This window comes from Clostridium sp. YIM B02500 (assembly GCF_022324665.1).
Classification (GTDB): Bacteria; Bacillota; Clostridia; order Clostridiales; family Clostridiaceae; genus Clostridium; species Clostridium beijerinckii.
The window spans coordinates 61,730-78,782 of the sequence record NZ_JAKGTE010000007.1 but is presented as its reverse complement, the minus strand read 5'-3'; the positions used below and the strand labels follow the sequence as shown (position 1 = coordinate 78,782).

Genomic DNA, 17,053 nt, shown 5'->3' with positions numbered 1-17,053 from the left:
TATACCTCCAAATAATTTTTATTTTCTTTTATTATTTAAATATTTTTTTATTAATATAATAGCTAGTACGAATATTCCAGCTAAAACTAAGGTGTTAATTAATGAACTTGCTGGTGAACCAAAATAAAATGGTCTATAAAAGTATCCTCCACCAAAGAATGGCCAGAATGAATGTCTGTTGGAACCACTATTATATGTTTGAGTATTAGTATTTTTATTATCATTTGTATTAGAAGAAGTTGAAGGGTCAGTGGTTCTACTTCTATCAGTTGTAGAATAAGAACCGCTACTAAATCCTTGTGATCCACCACTACTTGAAGATGAAGAAGAATTCTTTGAATTTGAGTTTGAAGAATCACTATTCGAAAAATTACCAGATTTAAATCCTTCACCACTCTTTGAACTACTTGAATCACCACTTGTGTTTGTTGAGGATTTACTAGAAGAACTTGATCCACTAAAAGATCCCGAACTAAATCCATTACTTGATTTTGAACTGCCAGAACTAAATTTGCTGCCGCTGGAGCTTGATCGACTGCTACTACCAGTTGATTTAGCAAAGGCGACTGTAGTATTGTTAGATGTATTTATACCTATAAATGACATAGCATCTAAAGATAAATTAGAAAATATAAATATGAATGTTAAAAAAATGGTTAAAACATATTTTTTTTTAATCTTACGAATAGTGATCACCCCTTAAAAGATTATGTACTTATTATATAAAAAAGATTCCTTATACACAATATGGAAAAGCGATGAAAAAAGACTAAAAAGGATGATTATAATTGTATATCGTAATAAAGGTTATTATCTCTCCTTTATAATAGTTATTTCATATCTTTTTAAATGGTATTTGATACTGTATAATGAAATTGCAAATAATTTTGGGAATAATTAGATTAAAACAATATGGATTTTTATATTAAGATAATATGAGGATTAAATTTAAAATGATTATATTATAATTATATTTGTAGAAGAATAAACCGTACTTGTGTAAAAGATTCTATTAGACTATTATTGTAAGTAAGAAAAATTATAATGAGGAGTGAATTATACTATGTCCAATGAAGAATTAGAAAGCAATATGAGCGAACTTTTAAATCAATATGATGTAAAAAGGCTAAATAGAGGAGATGTATTAAAAGGTAAGGTTATAGATGTAAACGATAAGGAGGTTTCGGTTAATATAGATTATGCTTTCGATGGATTAATAGTTAAAGAAGAGGTATCCATAGATGACAGGGATCCAAGGGAAGTAGTCAGTAAAGATGATGAAATTTATGTTTATGTTCTGTCTCCCAATGATGGTGAGGGGTATGTTGAACTTTCTTTAATAAAAGCTTTAGAAATAAAGGATAGAGAAGAGTTAAGTGAATGTTTCAAAGAAAAAAAGAATATTAAAGTACATGTGAAAGAAGAAATTAAGGGTGGAGTAATTGCATACTATGGTAACGTAAGAGTGTTTATTCCAGGCTCTCTTGCAAGCAGAGAAAGAATTGAGCTGAGTAGTTTAGTAGGAAGAGATTTAGATGTTAGAATTACTGAATTAGACTTTAAGAACAAAAAAGTTATAGCATCAAGAAGAATTATTGAAGAAGAAGAATATAACAAAAATAAGAAAAATATATGGGATGATCTAAAAGAGGGAGAGAAAAGAAACGGTGTTGTTAAGAAAATAGTTAAGTTCGGAGCTTTTGTTGACATTGGAGGAGTAGAAGGATTAATTCATATTTCGGATTTATCATGGGAGAGAGTAAATAGGCCTGAAGATATAGTTAAAGAGGGAGATAATGTAGAGGTATTTATAGGTAGTGTTGATAGAAAAAATGAAAGATTATCATTAATATTAAAAGATGTAACTAAAGAGCCATGGACAGTTCATAGCAATGACATTAATGAAGGAGATATACTTGAAGGAAAGGTTGTACGTCTTACTACATTTGGTGCGTTTGTTGAGTTATTTGATGGTATAGAAGGCTTAGTTCATATAACAGAGATTACAGACGAACATATTGCAAAGTCTTCAGATGTATTGGAATCTAATCAAAAAGTAAAAGTTAAGGTGCTAAGTATCAATAGGGAAGAAAAAAGAATAGCATTGAGCATAAAGGAAGCTGTAGAAACTAATAAAGAATATCTTGATTACATTGACAACAGTGATGAAAGTGGAACTTCCTTAGGAGAATTACTTAAAGGGTTTAAATTTGAGTAAATTAACAGAAGTTTAAATATGAAAAACAAGTATGGATAATCATCCATACTTGTTTCATTTTGAATTTTTTGATTAAATCTTTTCTATTTTTAACATATTAGTTCCACCAGTTTGAGTTGTTGGCATTCCGGCAGCAACTATTATATCGTCTCCTGGTTGTGTGAAATTTAGACTAAATACTGTGTTTTTAGCTTCTGTTAATATTTCATCTGTTGAGTTAAACATTTTACAAGGCATTGGGAAGATTCCAAAGTTTAAGCTTAATCCTTTTCTTACTTGTTCGTAAGGTGTTATAGCTATAATTGGAGCCTTTGATCTGTATCTTGAAAGTAGTCTTGCAGTAGCACCGCTCTTAGTTGCTGCCACTATAGCTTTTGCATGTAAGATGTTAGCTGTTCTACATGCTGAATAACTTATTGCAGCTGCGTAGTCAGTAAGTGATGGTTCTCTAAGTCTTGCAGTTAAGTGATTATAATCTAAGTATTCTTCAGCTTCTTGAGCAATTTTTGACATTGTCTTTGCTGCTTCTATAGGGAAACAACCAGAAGCACTTTCTCCACTTAACATGATTGCATCAGTTCCATCAAAAATAGCGTTACAAATATCACTAGCTTCAGCTCTAGTTGGAAGTGAATTTCTAATCATTGAATCAAGCATTTGAGTTGCAGTTATAACAACTTTACCAGCTTCATTACATTTTCTAATTATCATTTTTTGTATTATAGGCACTTTTTGAATTGGAATTTCAACACCCATATCTCCTCTGGCAACCATTACAGCGTCAGTTACTTCGATGATAGAATCTATATTATCTACACCTTCTTGGTTTTCGATTTTAGCTATTACTTTTATATGTTCCCCATGGTTTTCTTTTAGAACTTTCTTTACATCTAAGATATCACTGGCTTTTCTTATGAAAGATGCAGCAATAAAATCAACGCCCATTTTGCATCCGAATTTTATATCTTCTATATCTTTTTCTGTAATTGATGGTAATTTAATAACTACATTAGGTACATTTACGCCCTTATGATTTTTAATTTCACCACCTACAACAACTTTTGTATGAATTGTTTTGCCTTCAACACCAGTAACTTTAAATTTTAGAAGGCCATCATCAACAAGAATTTTTCCACCAACTTTTATATCTTGATAAAGTACATCATATGAGATTGAGCATCTTTTCTCATCACCAAGAATTTCTTCACCACATATGAAATCGAAATCGTCACCGTCATTAAGAGTTACACCATCGTTTACAAAGTTATGAGTTCTGATTTTTGGACCTTTAATATCAAGAACTATAGCTGTTGCAGAATTCATTTCTTTACTTAGGCGTTGGATTAGTTCGATTTTTTCTTTGTGTGTTTCATGTGTACCATGAGAAAAGTTTAATCTTGCAGCGCTCATCCCAATTTCAATGAACTTTCTTAAAGTCTCCTCATTATCGCTTGCTGGACCAATAGTAAAAATCATTTTTGTTTTTTGCATATAAACACCTCACATTAAAATTTTGTATATATATTATAGTGTGTGAAATAATTAATCATAAAATAATAAAAATATACATAATATAGCAATATTTTATGATAAACTAAGAAAAGATATGTATAATCATATTCTATCATATAATTGATGAAAGGAAGAGAGTAGAATGAAAAATTTAGAGAATATTACGGGGAAAAGAATTTTTTATCATTTTAATGAAATAAGTAAGATACCAAGAGGTTCTGGAAATGAGAAGCAAATAAGTGATTATTTATTGAGCTTTGGAAAGAGTTTAGGATTAGAATGTATTCAAGATGATGCCCTAAATGTTATTATTAAAAAACCTGCATCAAAAGGGTATGAGAAAGCTCCAACAGTTATAATACAAGGTCATATGGATATGGTGTGTGAGAAAAATAACGATAAAATTCATGATTTTGAAAAAGATCCAATAAGTTTAGTGGTCAAAGATGATTATATATATGCAGATAATACAACTCTTGGAGGAGATGATGGAATTGCTGTTGCTTATGCGATGGCAATATTGGAGGACACATCGATAGAACATCCTGCTATAGAGGTATTAATAACAACAGATGAAGAAACAGGAATGACTGGAGCTAAAGCTGTACGATCAAAAGATTTAGATGGAAAAATTGTTTTGAATTTAGATTCAGAAGAAGAGGGAAAACTTTGGGTCAGCTGTGCTGGTGGAATTAGAACTGAATCTACTTTGCCTATTGAATGGACAAATAAAAAAGAAAATACAAAAGAATATGTGATTGAAGTTAAAGGATTAGCTGGAGGACATTCAGGAGCTGAAATTCATTTAGAAAGAGGAAATGCAAATAAATTAATGGCAAGAGTATTAAGGGAAATCTTAAATAAGGTATCTTTTAATTTAGTTTCATTAAAAGGTGGAGCAAAAGATAATGCAATACCAAGAGAAGCTATGGCGGTTATTTCAATTGATCAATCAAAGGAAAAAGAACTGATTGAAGCTAAAACAAAGATAGATAGTGATATTTCTAAAGAATTGAGCACAAAAGATCCAGGACTTAAGATAACATTATCTGAAAGTAAAGATAAAATAGAAAAAGTATTTTCAGATGATACTACAACTAAAGCAATTAGTTTATCATATTTGTATCCAAATGGTGTAAACACAATGAGTTCTGAAATAGAAGGATTAGTGGAAAGTTCATCAAATCTTGGAGTGGTAACAACCAATGAAAGTGATATAAAATATCATAGTGCTGTTAGAAGTTCTGTGTTTTCATTGAAAGAAGAAATAGTTGAAAGAAATAAATGTTTAACTGAAATTATGGGAGGTACATTTGAGTCTGCCGCAGGATATCCAGAATGGCCATATAAAAGTGATTCAAAAATAAGGGATATATGCAAAGATGTATACCTTAGAATGTATGGAAAAGAAGCAGAAGTTGTAGCTATCCACGCCGGATTAGAATGTGGGATACTTAAGGAAAGACTTGGAGATTTAGATATGATTAGTTTTGGGCCTAATATCATTGATATACACACTCCAAATGAACATTTAAGTATATCTTCTACTTGTAGATGCTTTGAATATTTAGTAGAAGTTCTTAAGGAAATTAGAAATTAGTATAAAAAATTAATTAGAACAGTAAGTTAACCAGAAAATTTATTGGATAACTTACTGTTTTTTTTATTATTCTCAGGATTTTGAGTTTTAAGTTTATTTATAAAAAAGATAATGAGTAAGAAATAACAAAATGTAAAACAAAAGTCAGAAAATTATAAATTTACAGTAAATGACCATTATTGATAGCAATATTGAGGAAATTAGAGATATTTCGGTATAAATAAGAATATAAAAGTATAAAAAGTTTGACCTTTACCTAGCTTATCACTATACTAGAAACATGTTTTAAAATTTGCAGTAAGGTGTAAACGATAACTAAAGTGCCTTTTATGGTAATATAGATTAGGTATGGAGAGGAATTTAAGATGAAAATTAAAAATAATAGGCTTATGAAATGTGTAATTACAACTTTTATTTTTTCGGGAGTTTTTCTTATTAATATGCAACATGCCAAAGCTGATACTACATTAACACATAATAGAGGAATTACAATTAAGACTAGTGAACTTAAAACAGCTAAGGTGATAAAAGCACCATCAGATTCAGAAACAGTATCAAATGGTGAAGATTCAGTATCAAGAGGAGCAATTAGTAAGGGAAATGAAGTCGTAAATTATGCATATAAGTTTTTAGGAAAGCCATATGTTTATGGAGCGGTTGGTCCAAATGCTTTTGATTGTTCAGGATTAACACAATATGTTTATAATAAATTTGGTGTAGATATATCAAGAACTACATATACACAAGTAAATGTAGGGAGCAAAGTGGATAAAAGTAATTTAAGAGCTGGAGATTTAGTTTTTTTTAATACAGAAGGCTCAATTAGTCATGTGGGTATTTATATTGGGAACGGAGAATTTATACATGCGCCAAGGTCTGGAAAACCAGTAATGGTAAGTTCATTGTGTGATGGATACTATTCAGAAAGATATGCTACTGCAAGAAGAATTTTTTGCTAAGGGATATAGTTAACTTAAGATACTAAATGTAAACATAATCATAGTTAGAAATGATATATAATTATGCTTAGGAGTGTATGAATGTGTCTTTCTATAGTTTTAATATTGTTAATATATAAGTTTAGATTTTTAAAATATGCCCTATATAATATTTTTTATTTAACATAATTCATATATGTGTAACTCACAGAATAAATATTAATATATAAGAAATCTGAAAAAATAGCAGGTTAAATATATATAATATTATTCTGTTTTATAATGTTTTCTATAAGTTTTGATAACATATAAAACTTAACTTTTTGACACGCTATTTTTGGAATGCTCAAAAGGGGGGAGACTATGAGATACACAAGATATGAATATAAAAAATCAGGTAGGATGAAATTTTTATTTAGTGTTGTCGTTATCGTTGGGATATCTATAGTTGGAGGAGTGCTTATTAGTAATGTTGTCTTTGATGGGAAGAGTGTACAAAACGTAGGCATAAATAGTTCAAGGGCTTCAACTCAAGGTGACTATAACGGTGCAATAAAAAATATCATCGCACTGCAATGTGGTTATTATTCAAAAGAGGAGAATGCAAAAGAATCACTATCTGCAATATCAAAATACTGTCAGCCATTTATAGTAGAAGATGATGGTAAATATAGAGTTTTAGCAGGAATATACAATGAGGAAGATGGCTTAAAAAAGATAGAAGAATTCAAGTCCAATAGTATTGATGTCGCTAAAATTAGTTTAGGTGCTTCTAGTGATGACTTGGAAAATAAAAAGCTCATAGAAATTATGAATGGATTTTTGACAATTGTGAATAAGTTACAAGATAATCAGGTGAAGAGTATAAAAACAGCAGAATTTAAAGCCTGGACGGATGGAATTGTAAATGAAGGAAGCACAGCCAAATCAAATAAGATAAGCCAATTATATGATTATATAAAAAATTTGCCTGATGAAATGGATAAAACGAACAGTAGTAATGATATGCAGGAGTTATATAAACTTATTAAAAACTGAAAGATTTAGTTAATAATTATTACAACAAAATTACATTTATATAAAAAAACTTATAACTTAATATAACACACTTGTTTAAGAACATCTTAAATGATAAACTATAAGGTGTAGAAATGGTAGAATATCATTTCTACACCTTTAAAATTTAATAGTTTTTGGTTAAAAAATTAACATGTCTACAATATATATTATTTGTCAATGATATATAATAAGGTACATTCAAAGAATGGGAGATCATCATGCTCGCCTATTATTTTTCATGTGCCAAAATTCTTTATTTTAGGATGTGAATATATGAAAGTAATATTAGCTTCTGCTTCAGAAAGACGACAAGAACTCTTAAGTAGATTAATTAAGACTTTTGATGTTATTGTCAGCAATTTTGATGAGAGTAAAGTTATTTTTGAAGGCTCTATAGATAGATATGTTAAAGACATAGCTTTAGGAAAGGCAATGAATATTAAGAATAAGCTAGATGAGGATGCGATTATAATTTCAGCTGATACTGTAGTCACCATAGACAATATGATACTAGGAAAACCAAGAGATGAAGAAGATGCTTTTAATATTATAAAATCACTTCAAGGTAGAAAGCATTTGGTTTATTCTGGTGTTGTTGTGATTAATACAGCTAAAAATTTAACGATTCAAGAGAGTTTATCTACTGAAGTTACTTTTTCTGAAATAAGCGACGATGAAATATTAGAATACATAAAAACTGGTGAGCCTTTAGATAAAGCTGGCGCTTATGGAATCCAGGGGATAGGTGGAATATTTGTTGAAGAGATAAGAGGATGTTATTACAACGTTGTTGGACTGCCACTGAATAAGCTAAAGTTTATGCTTAAAGAGATACAATAATTATATTTTAGGGATAGAGGGGAAATCATATATTTGGAGGTAATATATTATATGGAAAGTAGCCTTAAAATCAAAGACATACCACAAAATGAACGACCTAAAGAGAAATTATTAACTTATGGAGCAGAATCTTTAAGTAATTCAGAATTATTAGCAATAATAATTAGGACTGGAACACAAGGAGAGAATGTTCTTCAATTGTGCAGTAGGCTTTTATCTGAGCTAGAAGGGTTAAATGGTATTTTAGATGCAAGTTTTGATGATATAATATCTATAAAAGGTATTAAACAAGGAAAAGCTTCACAAGTTTTAGCTTTAGCTGAGCTTTTTAAGAGATTTAGAACATTGAAAGCAATAAATAATGACATCAAAATAACTTCACCAAAAGACCTAGCAAGTCTTCTCATGGGAGAAATGAACGAATTAAATCAAGAAGTATTAAAAGTTGTCTTATTAAATACCAAGAATATAGTTGTTGGTATTAAAGATGTTTTTAAAGGTAGTTTAAATACGTCGGTTGTGCATCCGAGAGAAATTTTTAAGCAAGCTATAAGTAAGAATAGCGCATCGATAATTATATGTCATAATCATCCATCAGGCGATCCAACGCCTAGTAGAGAAGACATAAATATAACACTAAGAATTAAAGAATGTGGAAATATTATAGGAATTCAATTAGTAGACCATATTATAATAGGAAATAATAAATTTGTTAGCCTCAAAGAAAGAGGACTAATATAGAATTGGAAGGGGAAAAATAAATGGGATTTTTTGGATCAGGAAAAGATATGGGGATAGATTTGGGAACTGCAAACACCCTAGTATTTGTAAAAGGTAAAGGAATAGTTTTAAGAGAACCATCTGTTGTTGCAATGAACACTATGACTAAAAAGACATTAGCGGTTGGATCAGAAGCTAAGCTTATGATAGGTAGAACCCCTGGAAATATAGTAGCTATAAGGCCATTAAAAGATGGAGTAATTGCAGATTTTGATACAGCTCAAACAATGATGAAAAGTCTAATAGAAAAAGTATCAACTAAGAATGCATTTAAAAATCCAAGAATAATAGTTTGTTATCCATCAGGAGTTACAGAAGTTGAGAAAAGAGCTATCGAAGAAGCTACAAAACTTTCAGGAGCTAGAGATGTTATTTTAATGGAAGAACCAATGGCAGCAGCAATCGGAGCAGGGCTTCCAGTAAGTGAACCAACAGGAAGTATGATAGTTGATATTGGTGGTGGAACAACAGAAGTTGCTATTATTTCATTAGGCGGTATAGTAACTAGTAAGTCACTTAGAATAGCTGGTGATGAGTTAGATCAATCAATAATATCTTATATTAAAAAAGAATTTAACTTAATGGTTGGAGAAAGAACAGCTGAACAAGTTAAAATGGAAATAGGTTCAGCTTATAGGACTTCAGATGAAGAAACAGTCATGGAGATTAAAGGAAGAGATATGATTACTGGCCTTCCAAAGATTGTTGAAATTTCAGAAACTCAAGTTAGAGAAGCTTTAAAAGAACCAGTATATGCTATTATAGAATCAATTAAGACAACATTGGAAAAGACTCCACCAGAACTTTCAGCAGATATTATGGAAAAAGGTATAATGTTAGCAGGTGGGGGGGCATATCTAAAAGGATTAGATATACTTATAAATAAAGAAACAAATATGCCCGTACATATTGCGGAGGCACCTCTTGATTGCGTAGTACTTGGAGCAGGGAAGGCACTAGAAGATTTTGATAAAATTAGTAGAGATCAAAGAGGTTAAATATGAAGCTTCTTAAGAATAAACTGGCAGTAACTATTATAGTACTGTCAGTTAGCTTTTTAGGGTTAATAGTTTATACAGTTAGAAAGGATAATAGAAGTATTATTGAAAGTGGTGCCGGTAGTACTTTAAATCCAGTGCAAAGTCTCTTATATTCGGGAACTAGTAGGATTAAAGAAACCTTAGATTTTTTCTTGAATTTTTCAGAAGTAAAAGCGCAAAATAAAGAATTAATTAAAGAAAATCAAGAACTTGAAAATGAGTTAGCCAGTTATTCAGATTTAAAAGAAGAAAATGATAGATTAAGACAAGTGTTGAATTTTCAGGAAGAAAGAAACAATTATAACTATGTAGCATGTGATATTATAGGATATAGTGGTGGAAACTTTTTAGATGGTTATGTGGTAAATAAAGGAAAAAATGACAATATACAAAAGGGTATGATTGTTATAGCAGCTCAAGGTTTAGTGGGACAAGTAACCAGTGTTGGAAGTAATTGGTGTATAGTTCAATCTCTGATTAATGAAAATATAGCAGTAAGTGTTATGGATCAAAGTACCAGAGATGCTACAGGTTATATAAAAGGTTTCAAAGATAGTAAGGGAGAAAACTTAGCTAAGGTATATGATCTTCCGATGAATTCAGATGTTAAGGAAGGCGATGTAATAATGACATCTGGAGTAGGGATGCTTTATCCAAAGGAAATTAGAATTGGTGAAGTGATTTCAGTTGAAGAAGATAAAGTAAAAGTAATGAAGAATGCAGTTGTAAAACCATATGTAGATTTTAATAAGTTAGAAGAATTATTTATTGTCTCTCCGAAGGATACGAGAGAAATTAAATATAATTAGAGGTTTATAATGGAAAAATTAATTATTATTTTGATTTCTATAGGATTGGTTATATTAGATAACTCACTAATTCCGTTTTTTTCAATAAAGGGAGCTTATCCGAGTTTACTATTTACTTTCGCTATAGCTTATTCATTAGTCAATAAGAAAGAACGAGCTGTATTTATGGGTGTTGTGAGTGGGATACTTCAAGATATTTTCTTTTTTAATGGTTTTGGTGTAAATTCATTATTGAATTTATTTCTATGTCTTCTAGCAAGTTTTATTGGAGCGGGAATAATAAAGACTAAGAGACTGATACCTGTGATCTCGGCTTTTTTTATAACAATAATTAAATATGCAGGAGTTATGTTGATATTTAATTTTTTTAATATTGAAATACAATTTTCTAAAAGTATCATTATGGGGGTATACAACGGAGTAATAATGTTTTTTGTGTATAAATTAGTAATGAATGTTTATGATGATGAGTATTCAAAGCAAAGATGGAGGTTTAGATGATAGTAAATAAACCAACTAATAAAAAGAAAAAGAAGATTTCTAGATATACAGTTTTATCTATAATCATGATAGCTATATTTTCAGTGATTATTCTAAAATTATTATATATTCAAGTATTTAATTATGATGAATATAAGGATAAAGCAGATGTAACATCAACAAGATTTATATCAGAAAAAGCCCCAAGGGGTAAAATATATGATGATAAAGGAAATGTTTTAGCAACTAATATTGAAACATACACTATTACATATACGGAAACAAAAGATGCTGATAAACAGTTTTATATAACTATGAAAGAACTTTTCAAAATATTGAATGAGAACGGAGAAAGCATTCAGGATTCGTTACCTTTAAAAATTGATGGTAATAATAATTTATATTTTGAGTATAAAACTAATGATAAACAATCTCAAAATATAGAGGAATTGAGATTTAAAAAGGATAGGGGATTGAATGATACTCTAAAAAACAAAATGTTCAAAGATGTTGAAGAATTATCGGATGAACAAAATGCAAAACTGGATGAAGAACTTCTAAAAATAACTCCTGATGATGCGTTTTATGCATTAGTTAAATCATATAATTTAATTGGCCTTGTAGACCCAGATTATGACTCAAAAGAAAAGAAGAATATTTATTCCAAAATGGAAGGCAAGGATTTAACAGATATGATTTTAAAAGAAGGATATTCTTTAAATGATATTAGAAAATTCATGCTTGTAAAAGATGCTATAAAAATGCAGAGTTTTAAAGGATATAAATCAGTAACTATTGCAGACAATATTAAGAAAGATACTTCATTAGTAGTAATGCAAAAGAAATATGATTTGCCAGGAATAAATGTGAGTTCAGCACCTATAAGGTCATATCCATATAATAATTTAGCATCTTCAGTTTTAGGGTATGTATCTTCAATTAATGATACACAAAAATCAACATATGAACTTAAAGGATATGATGTTTCATCAGACTCTGTAGGAAAGTCTGGAATAGAATCAGCTTTCGAAGAACAATTAAAAGGAGTTAAGGGTGGAACAACTGTTAAAGTTAATTCTAAAGGAAGCGTTTCACAAGAATTATTTAAACTTGAACCGTATCCGGGCAATGATGTGCATCTTACAATAGATAGGGACATTCAATATGCAGCAGATCAAGCATTAGCAGATAAAATTGAATATATAAGGAATAATGAAAGTGATGATAAAGGAAATAGACTGTTGAATGCAACCAGAGGTGCATTGGTAGCCGTTGAAGTTAAAACTGGAAGAGTATTAGCTTTAACAAGTTACCCTAACTTTAATCCAAATTTATTCACAGTTCAAGGACAATTAACGCCTGAACAGTATAAGGATTATTTTAATCCTGATTTAGAGAAGTTTGGACAGGAATTTATTAAAAGAATGGGGCTTAATAAAACTGTTGATGATTTGTTTCCGCCAAAAAATGGAACTAGAACAGATCCATATGATCTATATCCGAAAGCAATGTTTAATTATGCAACCCAGTCAAAAATTCCACCTGGATCTACATTTAAGCCGCTTACAGCAGTTGCCGGTTTGGAGTCTGGCGTAATAAGTCCTGGAGAAATGATAAATGATACAGGAGCATTTAATATTCATCCGGAGATTTTTGGTAAAGCTTTTGCACCAAAAGGACTAGAAGCTGCACAAGGTAATATAAGTTTAACAGCAGCTATAGCAAAATCGATTAACTTTTATTTTTATGAGACTGCTACTAGAATGTATATTCAGGCAGGAGGCAAGGCTAATAATGTTGAAGCTCTAAATTCCCTTGCTAAATATGCTTGGCAGTTTGGATTAGGAATTGATCCTAATAGTAGTGCTAAAGAATCGACAGGAATAGAAATAAATGAAAGTTTTGGTCAAACTTATAATTTTACATCATGGAGAAATACTGTGTTACAGATGTCTACAGATAATGTAATTAATTTTCTAGAGAGTGGAAACTATAATAATACAATATACTTTTCTCCAATTGATATAAGAGATAAAGATGATGATAATGATGAAGTTAAGAAGTCTAAGAAAGCTATAAAAGATAAAGTTAAAGATACAATAAATAAAGATGTTGATGATCCAACAGCGGTTAGCCATGATACATTTGCTAAAGATATTAAGAAAGATGTATTAAATTTGATGAATAATTCAGACGAATACAAAGCAAGTATTGCAGCAAGAAATATAAATTTAGATTCTCAAGCTACATTAATATCACAAGCATTAGCTCAATTTGCAGCTAATGATCAGCCAGGGCAAGTAAGATCACCAGGTTCCCTTGTTTCAGCATCAATAGGTCAGGGAATGAATACTTTCACTCCGTTGCAATTAGTATCATACATCTCAACTCTTGCAAATGGAGGAACAAGATATAAGATTCATTTAGTAGATAAGATCACAGATGGGGATGGAAATGTAGTCCAAGAGTTTAAACCAGAAGTTTTAAATACGGTTAAAATGTCAAAGGAAACTCAGGATGCGGTTAAACAAGGAATGACAGCAGTTAACCAAGAAGCAGATGGTACCGGTAGTTCTACATTTTTAGGATATCCAATACCAACAGCTGGTAAGACGGGTACAGCCGATTTTGCTGAGGATCAATTACAAAAAGGAAGAGAACCTTTTGCAACATATGTCAGTTTTGCTCCAGCAAATGATCCACAGATAGCTGTAGCAGCAGTAGTATTTGATGGCGGTCATGGAAGTAATATTGCATCAGTAGTGAAGTCAGTTTATGATGCTTATTTCAAGGATCAATTAAAGAATGATACACAGTATACTTCATCGTCAGATACATGGAAAAAATATGTTTTAGGTAATCCGTATAACCAAGAAGCAAATGCTTCACAAGCGAATACAAATAAAACTCATTAATAAAAATGTATAATAGAGACTTTGTATTTAAATATAAATTGATAAAAATTAATTAATTTGTAAGGTATCTATATTAGGTATGCAATTATAAAAATTGCATAAAGTAAACCTAATTATAGATACCTTTTTGTAAAAAAATAGATTTAGTGAGGATAATATGAAATACAATAATATTCTAAAAGGAAAATTTATCTTAAGACCAAATAGATTTATAGCTTATGTTGAAATTGATGGCAATGAAGAAGTCTGTCATGTAAAAAATACTGGAAGGTGCAAGGAACTTTTGACACCCAATGCGACAGTATTTATTCAAAAAAATGATAATCCAAAAAGGAAGACTAAGTTTTCTCTTATAGGTGTTGTAAAAGGAGACAGAATGATCAATATGGATTCTCAAGTAACTAATAAGGTTGTTCATGAATGGATATTAAAAGGAAACCTCTTAAAGGATGTAACTTTAATAAAACCGGAAGCTAAATATAAGAATTCAAGGTTTGACTTTTATGTTGAGACAAAGCATAAGAAAATTTTTATAGAGGTAAAAGGGGTGACTTTAGAGAATAATGGAATTGTAAAGTTTCCTGATGCACCTACAGAAAGAGGTGTTAAACATCTTAGAGAACTCATTGATTGCGTTAGAGAAGGGTATGATGCTTACGTAATATTTGTAATACAAATGAAAGATGTTGTTCATTTTGAACCTAATGTAGAGACTCATAAGGAATTTGGAGATACACTAAAATATGCAAAAGAGAATGGTGTAAATATAGTTGCAGTAGACTGTTTAGTAGATGAAGACAGTATTAATATAAGGGATTATGTTGATGTAATATTATAGTGTGATAGCTGTTCAATGCTTTGGTATATACACTGCATATTATCAAATTTTGATGTTTTATATGCTTTTGTAAAATTTAATCAAAAATTAGTGAAACATATATACAAAAATAGTCAGTATAATGATATAATTTTAGAGAGGTTGCCATTTTCAAAACAATTTAACTATTTTAACCTGCAAAATTCATTGGAGGGAATGAATGTATAATAATGATGGTATTTTAATAAAGGGAAATAAAGATGGAATAAATACAACTATCAATATGAATAAATTTGCTTGTTTTGATGATATGCTTGTATTACTAATAAAGAAACTTTCTAAAGGAAAGCATTTTTATAAAGGGACAACTCTAATATTAAGAATAGATTTAAAATTGGTTAATAAAAAGGAAGTAGGCATTCTTAAAGAAAAATTATTAACTCAAATTGAATTAAAAGATATTGTTCTAGAGGATATAGAAAAGGAAATTGAGCAGGTGAACGAAAAAGAGGTTAAGGTATTTTCTGGTGTATACGAAGGGAAAACTAAATTTATAAGAAAGACAGTTAGAAGCGGAGAATGTATTAATTACCAAGGAAACATAGTTATAGTAGGAGACATAAATAGTGGTGCAGAAGTATATGCAGCAGGGAATGTAATTGTTTTAGGACGTATAAGGGGTAAAGTGAGCGCTGGGACTAATGGAAATATAAAAGCGGTAATAGCAGCATTCCTACTACAACCTGAACTATTAAAAATTGCAAATGTTATAGCTATGTCTCCAGATGATATCGAAAAGCCAAGCTATCCAGAATTAGCAAGAATTAGGGATGGGTTGATAATAGTGGAGCCATATTTACCAAATAAATATATATACTAAAACGTCGGAGGGATTTTTTAATGGGAGTATCTATTGTAATAACTTCAGGTAAAGGTGGAGTTGGAAAAACAACAACTACAGCCAATATAGGAACTGCTTTAGCATCACTTGGTAAGAAAGTAGTTGTTATAGATGGAGATACAGGGCTTAGAAATTTAGATGTATTGCTAGGATTAGAAAACAGAATAGTATATACAATAATTGATGTTATAGAAGGAAGATGCAGATTAAAACAAGGGCTTATAAAAGACAAGAGATTTGCAAATTTATTTCTTTTACCAACAGCGCAAACTAAGGATAAAGATGATATAAGTCCACAGGAAATGTTAAAAATAGTAAATGAATTAAAAGAAGAGTTTGATTATGTCTTAATAGATTCTCCAGCAGGAATAGAACAAGGTTTTGAAAATGCTGTAATAGGTGCAGAAAAAGCAATTATTGTTGTAAATCCAGAAATAACATCTGTTAGAGATGCTGATAGGGTTATTGGTAAGCTTGATTCAAAGGGATTGGAAGACCATTCTGTTATTGTAAATAGATTGAACTATGAAATGACTAAGAATGGAGACATGCTTGATGTAGCTGATATTATTGAAACATTATCAGTAGAGTTACTTGGAGTAGTTCCGGATGATAAGAATATAACTATTTCAACTAATAAAGGTGAACCTATTGTGTTAGAAGAAGGTGCGATTGCTGGACAAGCATTCAGAAACATAGCTAGAAGAATTACAGGTGAAGAAGTTCCTATTATTGATTTACATACAGAAGAGCATCAGGGATTTTTTAGCTCCTTAAAGAAGCTATTTAAGCGAAATTAAGGGAGGTTGAGAGAATGGGTTTTTTTAAGAGTTTAAATAGTAAGCCAACACCTAAAGAAGTTGCAAAAGACAGACTAAAGCTAATTCTTATACATGATAGAGGAGAAATTGCCCCAGATATTATTGAGAAAATAAGAGAAGAGATTTTAGAAGTAATTTCTAAGTATATTGATATACAAGTTGAGGATGTTGAAATATCCGTAAATAAGAATGGAGATGAAGAAGGTGAAAATACTTCTGCATTAATAGCTAACATTCCAATTAAAAGTATAAAGGGAAGATAAGTAACTTGTTTTGTTTAAATTATAAGAGATGTTTGTTTTAAAGAATTGTATGGCTAATTC

At 30.3% G+C, this 17,053-nt stretch carries 16 protein-coding genes; 14 read left to right on the top strand and 2 right to left on the bottom strand.

Annotation, left to right across the window (positions count from 1 at the left end):
• Positions 1-18: 18 nt before the first annotated feature.
• Positions 19-696 (bottom strand): hypothetical protein, encoded by a 678-nt coding sequence (locus L1S46_RS07770; protein ID WP_238899695.1) that lies wholly within the window; start codon positions 694-696, stop codon positions 19-21.
• Positions 697-1,063: 367 nt separating this feature from the next.
• Here L1S46_RS07770 and rpsA point away from each other — a divergent pair, with 367 nt between their 5' ends.
• On the top strand, positions 1,064-2,218 hold the full coding sequence (gene rpsA, locus L1S46_RS07765; RefSeq protein ID WP_238899694.1) for a 30S ribosomal protein S1: 1,155 nt from the start codon (positions 1,064-1,066) through the stop codon (positions 2,216-2,218).
• 72 nt (positions 2,219-2,290) lie between these two features.
• Here the strand turns inward: rpsA and pyk are convergent, their stop codons facing one another.
• Complete coding sequence (gene pyk, locus L1S46_RS07760; protein WP_011967834.1) at positions 2,291-3,709, bottom strand: pyruvate kinase; 1,419 nt, start codon at positions 3,707-3,709, stop codon at positions 2,291-2,293.
• 163 nt (positions 3,710-3,872) lie between these two features.
• On the opposite strand from pyk, the gene L1S46_RS07755 reads away from it, so the two are divergent.
• The 13 genes from L1S46_RS07755 (at position 3,873) to minE (ending at position 16,993) form a co-directional block, all read left to right on the top strand.
• Positions 3,873-5,330 (top strand): aminoacyl-histidine dipeptidase, encoded by a 1,458-nt coding sequence (locus L1S46_RS07755; RefSeq protein WP_238861365.1) that lies wholly within the window; start codon positions 3,873-3,875, stop codon positions 5,328-5,330.
• A 365-nt stretch (positions 5,331-5,695) separates the two neighbouring features.
• Positions 5,696-6,289, top strand: a complete 594-nt coding sequence (locus L1S46_RS07750) for a C40 family peptidase (RefSeq protein WP_077829943.1) — start codon at positions 5,696-5,698, stop codon at positions 6,287-6,289.
• A gap of 342 nt (positions 6,290-6,631) precedes the next feature.
• Positions 6,632-7,306: a sporulation-associated protein gene (locus L1S46_RS07745; RefSeq protein WP_065415980.1), complete on the top strand. Its 675-nt coding sequence runs from the start codon at positions 6,632-6,634 to the stop codon at positions 7,304-7,306.
• Between the two features lie 294 nt (positions 7,307-7,600).
• Entirely contained in the window at positions 7,601-8,167 is a 567-nt protein-coding gene (locus tag L1S46_RS07740) for a Maf-like protein (protein ID WP_011967838.1), read from the top strand.
• A 51-nt stretch (positions 8,168-8,218) separates the two neighbouring features.
• Positions 8,219-8,908 carry a DNA repair protein RadC gene (gene radC, locus L1S46_RS07735; protein ID WP_238861366.1) on the top strand — a complete coding sequence of 230 codons (690 nt, stop codon included), beginning with the start codon at positions 8,219-8,221 and terminating at the stop codon, positions 8,906-8,908.
• 20 nt (positions 8,909-8,928) lie between these two features.
• Entirely contained in the window at positions 8,929-9,945 is a 1,017-nt protein-coding gene (locus tag L1S46_RS07730; protein WP_011967840.1) for a rod shape-determining protein, read from the top strand.
• 2 nt (positions 9,946-9,947) lie between these two features.
• Positions 9,948-10,796: a rod shape-determining protein MreC gene (gene mreC / locus L1S46_RS07725; RefSeq protein WP_011967841.1), complete on the top strand. Its 849-nt coding sequence runs from the start codon at positions 9,948-9,950 to the stop codon at positions 10,794-10,796.
• Positions 10,797-10,805: 9 nt separating this feature from the next.
• On the top strand, positions 10,806-11,297 hold the full coding sequence (gene mreD, locus L1S46_RS07720; RefSeq protein WP_011967842.1) for a rod shape-determining protein MreD: 492 nt from the start codon (positions 10,806-10,808) through the stop codon (positions 11,295-11,297).
• Entirely contained in the window at positions 11,294-14,191 is a 2,898-nt protein-coding gene (locus tag L1S46_RS07715; protein ID WP_171779923.1) for a penicillin-binding transpeptidase domain-containing protein, read from the top strand. Before mreD ends, L1S46_RS07715 begins: the two co-directional genes overlap by 4 nt.
• Before the next feature lie 157 nt (positions 14,192-14,348).
• Positions 14,349-15,029, top strand: coding sequence for a DNA/RNA nuclease SfsA (gene sfsA / locus L1S46_RS07710; protein WP_077304138.1), 681 nt, complete (start codon positions 14,349-14,351; stop codon positions 15,027-15,029).
• Positions 15,030-15,228: 199 nt separating this feature from the next.
• The gene (minC, locus tag L1S46_RS07705; RefSeq protein WP_011967845.1) at positions 15,229-15,888 is read left to right on the top strand and encodes a septum site-determining protein MinC; all 660 of its coding nucleotides are present in this window, start codon (positions 15,229-15,231) and stop codon (positions 15,886-15,888) included.
• Positions 15,889-15,908: 20 nt separating this feature from the next.
• Positions 15,909-16,709, top strand: coding sequence for a septum site-determining protein MinD (minD, locus tag L1S46_RS07700; RefSeq protein WP_011967846.1), 801 nt, complete (start codon positions 15,909-15,911; stop codon positions 16,707-16,709).
• Between the two features lie 14 nt (positions 16,710-16,723).
• Complete coding sequence (gene minE / locus L1S46_RS07695) at positions 16,724-16,993, top strand: cell division topological specificity factor MinE (protein WP_011967847.1); 270 nt, start codon at positions 16,724-16,726, stop codon at positions 16,991-16,993.
• Positions 16,994-17,053 lie beyond the last annotated feature (60 nt).

Coding starts and splice junctions, on each gene's coding strand:
- L1S46_RS07740 (WP_011967838.1), top strand. CDS start 7,601: ATGAAAGTAATATTAGCTTCTGCTTCAGAAAGACGACAAGAACTCTTA.
- L1S46_RS07715 (WP_171779923.1), top strand. CDS start 11,294: ATGATAGTAAATAAACCAACTAATAAAAAGAAAAAGAAGATTTCTAGA.
- L1S46_RS07755 (WP_238861365.1), top strand. CDS start 3,873: ATGAAAAATTTAGAGAATATTACGGGGAAAAGAATTTTTTATCATTTT.
- L1S46_RS07750 (WP_077829943.1), top strand. CDS start 5,696: ATGAAAATTAAAAATAATAGGCTTATGAAATGTGTAATTACAACTTTT.
- pyk (WP_011967834.1), bottom strand. CDS start 3,709: ATGCAAAAAACAAAAATGATTTTTACTATTGGTCCAGCAAGCGATAAT.
- L1S46_RS07745 (WP_065415980.1), top strand. CDS start 6,632: ATGAGATACACAAGATATGAATATAAAAAATCAGGTAGGATGAAATTT.
- L1S46_RS07730 (WP_011967840.1), top strand. CDS start 8,929: ATGGGATTTTTTGGATCAGGAAAAGATATGGGGATAGATTTGGGAACT.
- mreD (WP_011967842.1), top strand. CDS start 10,806: ATGGAAAAATTAATTATTATTTTGATTTCTATAGGATTGGTTATATTA.
- rpsA (WP_238899694.1), top strand. CDS start 1,064: ATGTCCAATGAAGAATTAGAAAGCAATATGAGCGAACTTTTAAATCAA.
- mreC (WP_011967841.1), top strand. CDS start 9,948: ATGAAGCTTCTTAAGAATAAACTGGCAGTAACTATTATAGTACTGTCA.
- sfsA (WP_077304138.1), top strand. CDS start 14,349: ATGAAATACAATAATATTCTAAAAGGAAAATTTATCTTAAGACCAAAT.
- minC (WP_011967845.1), top strand. CDS start 15,229: ATGTATAATAATGATGGTATTTTAATAAAGGGAAATAAAGATGGAATA.
- minE (WP_011967847.1), top strand. CDS start 16,724: ATGGGTTTTTTTAAGAGTTTAAATAGTAAGCCAACACCTAAAGAAGTT.
- radC (WP_238861366.1), top strand. CDS start 8,219: ATGGAAAGTAGCCTTAAAATCAAAGACATACCACAAAATGAACGACCT.
- minD (WP_011967846.1), top strand. CDS start 15,909: ATGGGAGTATCTATTGTAATAACTTCAGGTAAAGGTGGAGTTGGAAAA.